The sequence below is a fragment of the Arthrobacter sp. sptzw32 genome, assembly GCF_059089735.1.
On the sequence record NZ_JBNHEZ010000011.1, the window covers coordinates 35,984 to 48,022 of the forward strand.

Annotated in this window: 9 protein-coding genes; 6 read left to right on the top strand and 3 right to left on the bottom strand. The window is 66.0% G+C overall.

Features of this window, described 5'->3' with window-relative positions; genetic code table 11:
• Positions 1-2: 2 nt before the first annotated feature.
• Together AC5RVN_RS17070 and AC5RVN_RS17075 are read right to left on the bottom strand one after the other, a co-directional pair.
• Positions 3-2,501 carry a beta-glucosidase family protein gene (locus AC5RVN_RS17070; protein ID WP_494138718.1) on the bottom strand — a complete coding sequence of 833 codons (2,499 nt, stop codon included), beginning with the start codon at positions 2,499-2,501 and terminating at the stop codon, positions 3-5.
• Complete coding sequence (locus tag AC5RVN_RS17075) at positions 2,502-3,806, bottom strand: MFS transporter (protein WP_494138719.1); 1,305 nt, start codon at positions 3,804-3,806, stop codon at positions 2,502-2,504.
• A gap of 109 nt (positions 3,807-3,915) precedes the next feature.
• On the opposite strand from AC5RVN_RS17075, the gene AC5RVN_RS17080 reads away from it, so the two are divergent.
• Positions 3,916-4,521 (top strand): TetR/AcrR family transcriptional regulator, encoded by a 606-nt coding sequence (locus tag AC5RVN_RS17080; protein WP_494138720.1) that lies wholly within the window; start codon positions 3,916-3,918, stop codon positions 4,519-4,521.
• Here the strand turns inward: AC5RVN_RS17080 and AC5RVN_RS17085 are convergent.
• Positions 4,518-5,552, bottom strand: a complete 1,035-nt coding sequence (locus AC5RVN_RS17085; protein ID WP_494138721.1) for a LacI family DNA-binding transcriptional regulator — start codon at positions 5,550-5,552, stop codon at positions 4,518-4,520. The two genes, AC5RVN_RS17080 and AC5RVN_RS17085, sit on opposite strands and share 4 nt — an antisense overlap.
• Positions 5,553-5,916: 364 nt before the next feature.
• Between AC5RVN_RS17085 and AC5RVN_RS17090 the strand changes: the two genes are divergently transcribed.
• From AC5RVN_RS17090 to AC5RVN_RS17110, 5 genes are all read left to right on the top strand, one after another.
• Complete coding sequence (locus AC5RVN_RS17090; protein ID WP_494138722.1) at positions 5,917-7,356, top strand: Gfo/Idh/MocA family oxidoreductase; 1,440 nt, start codon at positions 5,917-5,919, stop codon at positions 7,354-7,356.
• 34 nt (positions 7,357-7,390) lie between these two features.
• Positions 7,391-8,356 (top strand): NAD-dependent epimerase/dehydratase family protein, encoded by a 966-nt coding sequence (locus AC5RVN_RS17095; RefSeq protein ID WP_494138723.1) that lies wholly within the window; start codon positions 7,391-7,393, stop codon positions 8,354-8,356.
• Positions 8,353-9,258: a 5-dehydro-4-deoxyglucarate dehydratase gene (locus AC5RVN_RS17100; protein ID WP_494105349.1), complete on the top strand. Its 906-nt coding sequence runs from the start codon at positions 8,353-8,355 to the stop codon at positions 9,256-9,258. The genes AC5RVN_RS17095 and AC5RVN_RS17100 overlap by 4 nt, the downstream gene beginning before the upstream one ends.
• A complete protein-coding gene (locus tag AC5RVN_RS17105; protein WP_494138724.1) occupies positions 9,258-10,361 on the top strand; it encodes a mandelate racemase/muconate lactonizing enzyme family protein in 1,104 nt (367 codons plus the stop codon). Before AC5RVN_RS17100 ends, AC5RVN_RS17105 begins: the two co-directional genes overlap by 1 nt.
• Positions 10,362-10,442: 81 nt before the next feature.
• The gene (locus AC5RVN_RS17110; RefSeq protein WP_494138725.1) at positions 10,443-11,897 is read left to right on the top strand and encodes an aldehyde dehydrogenase (NADP(+)); all 1,455 of its coding nucleotides are present in this window, start codon (positions 10,443-10,445) and stop codon (positions 11,895-11,897) included.
• Positions 11,898-12,039: the final 142 nt, after the last annotated feature.

Here is a 12,039-nt window from a genome sequence, read left to right on the forward strand (position 1 = left end):
TGTTAGCGCAGGTCGATGTCCAACGCCTGGAAATCATCAGCCGAGTGGCGGCCCACGAGGATCCGGAACGTGCCCGGCTCAAATTGCCAGCCGCCGTCGTAATGGGCGAAGGACCGGGCCGGAAGCCGGATCTCAACACTCTCCGTGCCGCCCGGCGCCAGGTGCGTTCCCGCGTACCCTGCCAGCCACCGGACGGGGCGTTCCACCGCGGTTTCCGTGCGCTCCAGGTACACCTGGACCACTTCGCGGCCGGAGCGGTTGCCGGTATTGCGGACTGGAACGTGAACCGTCACATCATGGCCGGCCTTCACCGATTGGGGTGCATGCGGAGCGCACAGCTCAAAGGAGGTGTAGCCGAGTCCGTAGCCAAAGGGCAGGGCCGGGGCGGCACCGCCTTCGGCCTGCTGCTTGAGCCAGGCCCGGTAGCCGACGTGGATGCCTTCGGAGTAGACCACCTTTCCGTCCACCGGGGTGGTGTTGAGCACGGGCACGTCCTCAAGTGCGGCGGGCCAGGTGGTGGGCAGGCGGCCGCCGGGCTCCTCGGCGCCGAGCAGGATGTCCGCAATGGCGCGGCCGAATTCCTGGCCGCCGAACCACCCCAGCAGGACTGCTCCCACTTTGTCGAGCCACGGCATCAGGACCGGCGAGCCGGAGTTCACCACGACTACTGTGCGCGGGTTGGCGGCGGCGACAGCTTCCACCAGTTGGTTCTGGTGGCCGGGGAGGTCCAAATCCTTGCGGTCGAAGCCCTCGGATTCGATGGCGGCGCTGGTTCCGACCACCACAACAGCAACGTCGGCGGCCTTGGCGGCCTCCACTGCGGCGTCAATTTCGGCCTGTGCGTCATCCACCACGGTTTCCTCACCAAGGAGGATGGCGGTGAACGGGATGACCTGCTGCTTCGGCAGTTCGTAGACAGCCTCGATCCGAACGCTTTCACCGGCAGCAGTTTCCACGGCGTGTACCGTCTTGGGCGGATCGAAGAGGGCTGCTCCGAGCACGTCGGTGTCATCCTCAATGTCCCCGTTGAACACCTCGTCGCCCTTCAGCGACAACCGGATCTGTCCCACGGTGCCGACGCCCAGGTGGTGGAGGCCCGCCGTAGGGGCGGTCCAGTCCGCTTCCATGCGGATGGCGGCAGCACCCTCCGGGATACCGACGCCAAACCAGATGAGGTGCGATGCCAGCCGGTCCTCCCCCGAGATTACTGAGCCGTCCTCCGCCAGGAAGGTCACCCGCATGCCGGGAACTCCGGATACCGGGTTGTGCAGGGAGGTGCGGGGGAAGGCCTGCAGCCCTTCGGCCACCTTCGCGCCGCGCGCGTAGCTGACGCTGACGCCTTCCGGCAGCGCTTCGCGGAGCCCGTCCAGGGGCGAAACCGTGTACTTGGGCATGACGGTGGCGCTGCCGCCGCCCTGGGTGCGGGCTTCCTCGGCGTTGTGTCCGCTGACCGCGATGCTGGTGAGTGCCGATGGATTGAGGGGCAGCAGCGCGTCCCTGTTGCGGACCAGGACCGCGCCGCGGACGGCCACTTCACGCGCGACGGCGGCCGCGTTGAGCGGTGCCGGCACTTCCGTGACGGCGGGGGTGACTCCTTCGAGGGAACCCACGCGGGCGGCGAGCCGGAGGATGCGGATGACCTTCTCAAGGATGGCGGCACGGCTGACGCGCCCCTCATTCACTGCTGCCAGCAGCTTGGGGCCCCAGTGTCCTACCGGTCCCGGCATCTCCAGGTCCTGGTTTGCGTTCGCCGCCTCGACAGAGCGGACGCCCGTCCAATCTGAAACGACCACGCCGTCAAAGCCCCATTCGGTGGACAGCGGCGTCTTCAGGAGCTCGTTCTCACTGGCCGTGGTGCCGTTAATGGAGTTGTAGGAGCTCATGACCAGCCAGGCGCGGGCGTCGGTGATGGCGTCCTCGAAGGCGGCCAGGTACAGCTCGCGCAGAGGACGCTCGTCAACCACGGAATCGGCGGTGAAACGGTCCGTCTCGGCCTCGTTGGCAAGGTAGTGCTTGGGGGTGGCGCCGACGCCCATCGATTGAACGCCCGCAACGTACCCCGCAGCTACGGTTGCCGTCAGTCGCGGGTCCTCACTCATGCACTCAAAGTGCCGGCCGCCCAGCGGGGAGCGGTGAAGGTTGATGGTGGGCCCGAGTACGGCGTGCACGCCCTTGCGGCGGGCTTCCTGGCCCAGGACCTGTCCGTAGCGGTGCGCCAATTCCACGCTCCACGCTGCGGACAGCGCGGACGAGGACGGCAGTGAGACGGAGTCGTGGCGCTCATCGAAGTCTTCGCCCCGGACGCCGGAAGGACCGTCGGAGAGGACAACCCGGGACAGGCCGATCGAGGGAAGGGCATGGGTGGCCCATACATCGGCGCCGGTCAGCAACTGGATCTGCTGTTCGAGCGGAAGGCTTTCGGCGAGCTCGCGGATGCGCGCTTCAGCGTCCGGGGAACCGGCGGCCGGTGCCGTGATAGCTGGGGAAAGGGTGGGGTTCATTTACTTGACTCCTTTGATGCGGGTGACGAGAACGGCGCCGATGATGCCGACAACGGCCCCGCTGATGAAGAGGGCGGGGTAACCACCCAGCGTGATCACAGGCAGCGCAAGGGCGGGCACCAGTGACTGGGGCAGTGCCTGGGCGATGTTGAAGACGCCGAAGGTCTTCGCGTTCTCGCTCTGGTCCTTGGGCAGCAGGTCTGCGATCAGGGCGACGTCAACAGCTCCGAAGCAGCCCAGGCCGAGACCGGCAACAGCCTGGCCAACAAGGACCTGATCGGTGGTGGTGCTGGTGGCGATGATGATCAGGCCGGCCATCAGGATGATCGCCGATGCGATAACCATTCCCTTGCGCTTGCCGATCTTGTCGCTGATCCAGCCGCCCGCGAGGCTGCTGATAACGGTGCCAGCCGCGCTGACCAGGGTTGCCTGGAAGACCAGGCCGGTGACATCTGCTTCAGGAACTTTGAGGTGGTCGATGAAGAAATACGGCAGGTAGAGCAGACCTGCGCAGTAGCCCATGTACACCAGGAATTTGGTGAACCAGGCCCATCCCAGGCCCGGGTAGGCGCGGGGGTTGAAGTAAAAGGACCTGGCGATTTCCTTTAGGTTCAGCGGTGCAGGCTTCTGGGTAAGGACTCGGTCCTTGAAGGTGAAGGCAAACGCGATCGCGATAGCTGTTCCTACGGCACCCGGCACGACCGCCATCTGAAAGGCGTTGTCGAAGAGCTGGGCGAAGTAGGCTGCGGCCACCAGACCGATCGGCAGTGTCATTCCAATCAGGCCGGACAGGCGTCCGCGCTCGGCCGGGGCCGTCTGGTCCGGCAAGGTTGCTACCAGCGCCGCCAGCGCAGCGTTGAAGCTCAGCTGCGCCAGGATCCAGGCCGCCAGCACGCTGGGGACGTTTGTGGCTGACCCGAGCAGGACCAGGGAACCCATGCCCACGATGGATCCACCGATGATCCAGGGTTTGCGCATGCCGAACCTGGACGTGGTGCGGTCGCTCAGCCGGCCGAAGAACGGGTTGGCTAGCAGGGCGATCAAGGCGCCGACACCAGCTACCAGACTGAGCGCGCCGGCGCGGGTCTCCGGCGTGGTGATCTCTGCGACCTTGATGGCCAGCACCACCAGTGCCGGGGCCAGAACGGCCATCCACAGACCTGCACTGGCGATCGGCATGCCGATCACATAGGCGCGGGGTGTCCTGGTGGGTGCTCCCGGGGAGGGAACGGTTGAAACATTGCTGCTGGAAGAACCGCGTACAGGCGGTGCTGCGGAATCTTCGATAGTGGTCTCGTTGGCCACGTTGCCTCCTGACAAAAAAGTGACCCTCCGTTGGGTCCCGAAACGATGGTACAGACAAAAACCGAGTCTGACTAGATTTTTTCCAACGGTGGTGAAATAGACTTGCCAAATGCCTTCATCAAAGCCCCGTGGCCAGTACGCAAAAGGGGCGGAACGCCGCGAGCAGATCATCCAGACCGCAACCGACGTTTTCGCCACCGAAGGCTTTGAAGGGACGGCCTTGAAGCGGGTGGCAGAGCTGGTGGGAGTAAAGGAAGCCACCCTTTTCCACTACTTCCGGGGCAAGCAGGAGTTGCTCACTGCAGTGCTGGCGGAAAGGGATCGGCGTGGAGTTGCGGAGAGCGATGAGGATGAAGTCGGTTTGGGGTTGCTGGTGCCGGTCGCCGAACGGAACCGTCGGGAGCCGGGCCTCACCACGCTCTATGCCGTGGCATCAGCCACTGCCAACGATCCCGGGCATGATTCGCACGGGTACTTCCAGGAGCGTTATGCCATGCTGGTGGAAACCCTGGGCGAGGATATTGAACGACGCCAGGCCGCCGGAGAGGTGCGCCGCGACCTCCCGCCAACGGCGCTTGCGCGGTTAGTGGTGGCTGTCTTTGACGGACTGCAGCTGCAGTGGCTTTATGACAAAGAGGTTGACATGGCAGAGGGGCTCGCCCAGTTCGTGGACGTGCTCATGAAACCCCCGGCCCAGTCCTTGCCGGGCGTTTAGCCGTGAACCGTTGAACGGGGAGCCTTGGCCGGGCCGCTGCTGGCCCGCACTTGGAGGCGCGGCTGGTAACGGCTGCCGGGCGCGGCATTGTCTTCCTTGCGGATCAGCGCGCGCAGCTGGTGCCAGGCCTGCTCGCCCAGTTCAGTAATGGGAACGGCGGCCGTGGTGAGGGCGGGGGTGGTGTATTTGGCAAACGGGATGTCGTCGAACCCGGTCACCGAGATGTCGCCGGGAACGTCGAGGCCCCGTTCGTGCAGCCCGCTCATCAGGCCCATGGCCACCAGGTCATTGAAGGCAAGAATTCCGGTGGCGCCGCTTTCCAGTACGGCGTCCACGGCGTCGTGCCCGGTGTCAAAGTCCGAACCGCCTTCAAGCATCCGGACGTCCACCTGCGGATGGGCCGCCTTGAACGCCTCCAGGCCCTGGAGTCGCATGCCGTTGGAAGCACTTCGCGGCGGCCCCGCCAGGAATGCCAAGCGGGTGTGGCCCAGGTCCACCAGGTGCTCTGCGATGTCCTGAACCCCCCGCCCGTAATCCACCACCAGGCCGGGTACCCCCGCGGCTGACGTGGTGCGGTTGATCAGCACCAGGGGGTGGAGTGAGGGTGCAATCTCCTCCAGTTCTGAATCGCTCATGCGCGGTGCACACAGGACCAGGCCATCGCACCGCCGGCGGGCCTCCCCGGCGAGGATTGTTTCTTCGCTGGACACCTCAAAGGAATCGGCTATTAGAACGCGGTAACCGTCCTGGGCGGCAGCCCGGCTCAGTCCGCGCAGGATTGCCTGGAAAGTGGGGTTCGCCAGGTCCGGCACCACGATGCCGATGGTGTCGGTCTTGCCCAGGGCCAGGCTGCGGCCCACCGGGTTGGGCTGGTACTTCAACTCCGCCGCCGCAGCCCGGACCCGGGACGCGATGTCCGGGTCCACAGTGAAGTTGCCGTTCATGACACGGGACACCGTGGCATGGGACACCCCAGCTTTGACCGCCACGTCCGCGATCCCGATCCTGCCGGTTGCCGATCTCCTGGCCATGACGGTCCCTTCTTCAACTCGGCGGGGTCCAGCCCTGCACCGATGTGCTGCCCGTGGGCAGGTTCTGCCGCCTGTGCCGGCGGGGTATTGAAAGAAAGCATATACCGGCCCGGGAAAGCGATTTCTACTCCTTTCCCGAGTTTTCCCACAACTTTTAGGTCGTGGGGCCGAGCCGCGCCGGTTCAGCGCAGCAGAAACCGTTTTCTTCCGCCATTGATAATGGTTGACGGATACGTGCCCAGGTTGGTACAAACGTATTAGGAACGTGAGAAAACGCTTTCTTGCGCGATGCAGGATTGCGCTCCGCTTCGAACCCCAGAGGCCGCCGGATCGGCCGGGTAACAGCTTTGGAAAGGGACCCTTCATGGTCAACACAGCCGAATCAACTACTGCCGGAGAGGCTTCACCAGCCGCCGCCGACGCCGCTGTCGGGGCCGCAGGACGGAAGGGTAAAGCGCGGATCGCCTTGATCGGCACCGGCGGCCGTTCCGAGATGTATATCCGCGCCATCTTCGGCAAGCACGCTGAAACCGCCGAGCTGGTGGCGTTCTCCGACGTGAACCCCGGACGCGTGGAGTTTTATCAAAAGCTCACCCAGGAACTTGGTGCGCCGGGTCCTGTGGCGTCGTTCGACCCCGCGGAACTTACCGCGTTCATCCAGCACAACAACATCGACCGCGTTGTAGTGACCACGCCGGACTACACGCACGCTGACTACATCGTTGAGTCACTCCGCGCAGGGGCCGACGTCGTCGTTGAAAAGCCCCTCACCATTGACGCCGAGGGCTGCCGCCGCATCACCCAGGCTGTGCACGAAACGGGCCGCAACGTGGTGGTCACCTTCAACTACCGCTACTCGCCGCGCAACAGCGCCCTCAAGGAAATCATCCAGAGCGGCGTGATCGGCAAGGTCACGTCCATCGACTTCAGCTGGGTCCTGGACACGGTGCACGGTGCGGACTACTTCCGCCGCTGGCACCGGGAGAAGAAGAACTCCGGCGGCCTGCTGATCCACAAGGCCTCCCACCACTTCGACCTCGTTAACTGGTGGATCGACGACGTCCCCGAGAAGGTATTCGCCTCCGGCGGCCTGAAGTTCTACGGTGACAAGAACGCCGCCGAGCGCGGCCTGGGTCCCCGTCCCGAACGCGGCACGCCCGACGCCGACGCGCCGGCCACCGCCGAAAAGGATCCCTTCACGCTGGACCTGCGGGAGGACGAGCGGCTCAAGGCCCTGTTCCTGGACAACGAGCACTTCGACGGCTACCGCCGTGACCAGGACGTCTTCACCGGCGGCATCACTATTGAGGACAACCTCGCGCTGGTGGTGGAGTACGGGGGCGGCCCGCGCCTGAGCTATTCACTGAACGCCCACAGCCCGTGGGAGGGCTACCGCGTGGCGGTCAACGGCACCGAAGGCCGTGCCGAACTGGAGGTCGTGGAACGCGCAGCGGTCCACTCCAGCACGGACAAGAAGACCGTGGTGGACCCGAGCGCAACACCCATCGAAGAGGATGACGCCATCCGCCGTAACGGTGAACGCCTCGTGGTCCAGCGCCACTGGGAAGCCGCCTATGAGGTGCCGATTGTTAACGGAGAAGGCGGCCACGGCGGCGGTGACGAGCTCCTCCTCTCGGATCTCTTCAACGGCCCGGGCGAGGACCCGCTGGGACGCCCCTCCGGCTACCTGGACGGGCTGCGCTCGGTCTCGGTGGGCATCGCCGGCAACCGCTCCCTTGAGTCCTCCCTGCCTGTGCGCATCGAGGACCTGGACCTCGGCGTCGACCTCCGCCGCGGCAACTGACTCCTGCCAAGGAAACCCGAACGAAGGAACAACCATGAGCAGGATCTTTGTCACTGGCGGCTCCGGCCGCCTGGGCCGCAGCGTGGTGGCCGGGCTCGCCGAAAAGGGCCACCACGTCATCTCGGTGGACCGCGACGCCGTTCCGGCTGACCAGCTGCCCGCCGGCGTCGTGCAGGAAACCGCCGACCTCCTCGCCCCGGGCGAGGCGCTCCGCCTCCTGCGGGAAACTACGCCCGACGCCGTCATCCACCTTGCGGCAATAGCGGTGCCGTTCAGCGCGCCCGAGGAGGTCATCTTCGGCACGAACACGCGGCTCGCCTTTGCCGTCATCAGTGCTGCGACCGAAGTCGGCGTGCCGAAGATCGTGACCGCCAGCAGCCCCACGGTGCTCGGTTACGGCTCGCCCGCGGGTTGGCTGCCGCCGTCGTTCCCGCTGGATGAGCGGACCCCGCCGCGGCCCTGGAACGCCTACGCGCTGTCCAAGCTGATTGCCGAGCAGACCGTGCAGACATTCGCTGCCGCACAGGGTGAAAAGATCCGCTACGCGGCCTTCCGCCCCTGCTTCGTCATCTCACCGGAGGAATGGGCAGGCGCGCCGACGCAGCAGGGCCACACCCTGGCCGAACGGCTGGCGGATCCTTCCCTGTCTGCACCCGCCCTGTTCAACTACGTGGATGCACGGGACGTGGCGGACTTCCTGGACCTGCTGCTGGCGAAAATGCCGTCCATCCCCAACGGAGAGACCTTTTTTGTTGGAGCCGCAGATGCCCTGGCCACCACCCCGCTGGCGGAACTGATGCCCAGGTTCCTGCCCGGAAGCGAAGCCCTCAGTGCAGGGCTTACCGGCACCAGCCCGGCATTCTCCATCGCCAAAGCACAGGAACTCCTTGGCTGGCACCCCACGCGCAGTTGGCGTACCGAACTCAAGTCCCGCCCCACCCTCAACGACGAGAACTCCGCGCTGGTCAATGCCGGCAGCGGAGCCAAGGAGACCCCATGAAATTCGACGGCGTACTGTTCTTTCCCGTCACCCCGTTCACCGCCAGTGGTGCCGTTGATGTGGAACTGCTCAAGGAACACATCAGCTCCCGGCTCCCGTTCGGCCCCGGCGGCGTTTTCCCCGCCTGCGGCACCGGCGAATTCCACGCCCTCAGCCTTGACGAGGTACGCACCGTGGTGACGGCCGCCGTCGAGGTTGTTGCCGGAAAGGTGCCCGTAGTAGCCGGCGCCGGGGGACCGCTTGGCCACGCCCTGGCGGCCGCCCGCGTTGCCGAGGAAGCCGGCGCCGATGCCCTCCTGGTCCTGCCGCCGTACCTCGTCACGGGACCCACCGACGGGCTCGTGGCGTACATCGAGGCGGTGGCCGGCGCCAGCAGCCTCCCGGTGATTGTTTACCACCGGGGCAACGCCAAGTTCACCGCTGATTCGATGGCCAGGCTGGCCGACAACCCGAAGGTCATCGGCTTCAAGGACGGCCTCGGCGATGTTGGGCTCGCCCAGGAGATCGTCTCCGCAGTGCGCGCCGCCGGACGGGATGACTTTGCCTTCTTCAACGGCCTGCTCACCGCCGAGCTTACCCAGGGCGCCTACCGCGGCCTGGGCATCCCGCTCTACTCCTCTGCTGCGTTCGCCATGGCCCCGGAAATCGCCAAGGCCTACTACGACGCCTACAGTTCAGGAGACGAGGACCGCCGCAATGCCCTGCTGGAAGGGTTCTACGCGCCCCTGGTCCGCCTGCGTGACCAGACCCCCGGCTTCGGCGTTTCACTGATCAAGGCGGGCCTGCGGCTCGGTGGACTTCCCGTCGGCTCTGTGCGCCCGCCGCTGGTGGACCCCACCGAGGAGCAGCTGGTGCAGCTGAAGGCCATCCTTGCCAAGGGCTACGAGCTGGCCGGCCGCTGATGGGCGCCCCCGCAGCTGTTGCTGTCCGGACCGGCCCGCGAATCACGGGCCTATCCACCCGGCTCATCACGGTTCCGCTGCGCCGCAGCTGGGGTGCTGAGGCGCCGGAAAACCACGTGATCGTCACGGAAATACAAACGGACGACGGCGGTGCGGGGCATGGTTTTTCCTGGACGCCCACCATCGGCCCCCATGCCGTAAAAGCCCTGCTGGACCACGACATTGCACCGTTCATCGCCGGGCTGCCGGCCAACCCCGAAGTGGTCTGGGACGCCGTGTGGAAACGGCTGCACGAGGCAGGCGGCGGGGGACTGACCACCATTGCCATGGCCGGGGTGGACCTGGCGCTGTGGGACCTCCAGGCCTCCCGGGCCAATACCTCCCTCACCGGACTCCTGGGCCAGCGCCACGAGTCCGCGGAGGTGTACGGCTCCGGAGTGAACCTGCACTACACCCTCGAAGAGCTGGTAGCCCAGACCCGGCGGTGGGTTGCGGCCGGGCACCGGGCAGTGAAAATCAAGGTAGGCAAGCCCGACATCCGCGAGGATGCCGAGCGTGTCGCCGCGGTCCGCTCCGTCCTGGGCCCGGACCGGAAACTGATGATTGACGCCAACCAGCGCTGGGACCTGCCAACTACGCTCAAAGCACTGGACGTCCTGGCCGGCTTCGGCCTGGAGTGGCTCGAGGAGCCCATCCGGGCGGACGACCTCTGGGCGTACCGCAGGCTCCGCAAGCACTCGCCGGTGCCGATCGCCCTTGGTGAAAACCTGCACACCATCTACCGCTTCCGGGATTTCATAGAAGCGGAGGCGGTGGACATCATTCAGCCGAACATCATCCGGGTGGGTGGCATCACACCGTTCCGGCGCATTGTGGAGCTTGCCAGGACCAACAGCATTAAGGTTCTGCCGCACCTGCTCCCGGAGCTGTCCGGCCAGCTGGCCTTGACGCTTGCCGAGCCAACCCTGGTGGAGGACGTGGAGGAGGCGTCCTTTGAGCAGCTGGGGATCCTGGCCGGCCCGTCGCCGGTCCGGTTCAGCGACAGCCGGCTGACGCTTACCGACCAGCCCGGGCTCGGCTTCCGCTTCCACGGTGGGGGCTAGCAGGCCAGCGCAGGCTGCGGCGGCATGCCCGCCGACCACTGCAGACCCTACGAATCCAGCAATAAAGAACAGGTACCCCAAGTGACTACTGCAACCCTTTCCCTGTCCGGGCTGACGGCCGCCGCCACAGAGGCAGCCAAAATCTCTGCGGCAGCCTCCGACGCCGAACGGGCCGCGTGGCTCACCGCGGTGGCTGACGCGCTTGATGCCAACGCCGCGGAGCTGGTAGAGATCGCTGATTCCGAGACGAGCCTGGGGGCACCCCGCCTCACCGGCGAAGTGGCCAGGACCACCGGCCAGGTGCGCCTGTTCGCCCGCGTGATCACGGAGGGTTCCTACCTGGAAGCCGTGATCGACCACGCGGATCCCAACTCCACCCCGCCCAAGCCGGACCTGCGCCGCATCCTGCGCCCCATCGGCCCCGTGGCGGTGTTCTCCGCGTCAAACTTCCCGTTCGCCTTCTCGGTGGTTGGTGGCGACACCGCCTCAGCGCTGGCCGTAGGCTGCCCAGTGATCGTCAAGGCCCACTCCGGCCACCTGCGCCTCTCGGAGCGGACCGCCGAGATAGCCGCCGATGCACTGCGTGCAGCCGGTGCCCCCGAAGGCATCTTCGCCCTGGTCACCGGCCGCGAGGTGGGAACCGCGCTGGTGCAGGATCCCGCCATCAAGGCGGTGGGCTTCACGGGTTCCATCCCCGGCGGCCGGGCGCTCTTCGACCTCGCAACATCGCGCCCGGAGCCCATCCCGTTCTACGGTGAACTCGGCAGCCTGAACCCGGTGGTTGTCACAGAGGCGGCCCTGGCGGAGCGGTCCGGGCAGCTGGCGGAGGGCCTGGCAGCGTCCTTCACCCTTGGCGCCGGACAGTTCTGCACCAGGCCAGGGCTGGTCTTCATCCCGGCAGGAACTGACTTTGCCGCCAAAGTGGCGGTTGCCAGCAAGGGCAAACCGGCCGTGGGTATGCTGACCAGCCGGATCGCCGAGGCGTACCCCGACGGCCTGCGCAGCTTCGCTGCAGTGGAGGGCGTGAATGTGGTCAGCGGCAGCGTGGACCAAAATGCCGTGACCGATGGGGCGGCCCCGGTGGTCTTCTCCACCTCGGCCGCCAAGGTCCTGGAGCACCCCGAGGAACTGCTGGAGGAGTGCTTCGGCCCTACCACCATGCTCATTGAATACACGGACCGGGAGGAACTCTCCGCAGTCCTGGCCAAGGTGCCCGGCAGCCTGACCGCCACGGTCCACGCCCAGCCCGGCGAGGACGTAGCGGCCCTTGTGGAGCAGCTGTCCAGCCTCGCCGGCCGCGTTCTCTTCGACGGCTGGCCTACCGGTGTGGCAGTGAACTGGGCACAGCAGCACGGCGGCCCCTACCCGGCCACCACCTCGCTGTTCACCTCGGTAGGCGCGACGGCGGTCCGCCGGTTCCAGCGTCCGGTTGCGTACCAGGATGCGCCCGAGACGGTCCTGCACCCGGCCCTGCACGAGGGCAACCCGCTGCGTATTCCGCGCCGCGTCGACGGGGAACTCGTACTGCCCCAGTGACGCTCTCTCACTTAATGTCGGTTTAACCAAAACGCTCTCTCAGTCTGAACTGCTCCCCTGAAGTTGGACTGAGAAATTCAGTTTTCGACTTCCGGGGAGCAGTTTCATGCGTGCTAATAGTTCTTTGTCTGAGGTCCAGCGT

What these genes read in the sequence shown, in the direction of transcription:
- AC5RVN_RS17085 (WP_494138721.1), bottom strand. Translation starts at nt 5,552, where the DNA reads ATGGCCAGGAGATCGGCAACCGGCAGGATCGGGATCGCGGACGTGGCG.
- AC5RVN_RS17095 (WP_494138723.1), top strand. Translation starts at nt 7,391, where the DNA reads ATGAGCAGGATCTTTGTCACTGGCGGCTCCGGCCGCCTGGGCCGCAGC.
- AC5RVN_RS17090 (WP_494138722.1), top strand. Translation starts at nt 5,917, where the DNA reads ATGGTCAACACAGCCGAATCAACTACTGCCGGAGAGGCTTCACCAGCC.
- AC5RVN_RS17070 (WP_494138718.1), bottom strand. Translation starts at nt 2,501, where the DNA reads ATGAACCCCACCCTTTCCCCAGCTATCACGGCACCGGCCGCCGGTTCC.
- AC5RVN_RS17100 (WP_494105349.1), top strand. Translation starts at nt 8,353, where the DNA reads ATGAAATTCGACGGCGTACTGTTCTTTCCCGTCACCCCGTTCACCGCC.
- AC5RVN_RS17105 (WP_494138724.1), top strand. Translation starts at nt 9,258, where the DNA reads ATGGGCGCCCCCGCAGCTGTTGCTGTCCGGACCGGCCCGCGAATCACG.
- AC5RVN_RS17080 (WP_494138720.1), top strand. Translation starts at nt 3,916, where the DNA reads ATGCCTTCATCAAAGCCCCGTGGCCAGTACGCAAAAGGGGCGGAACGC.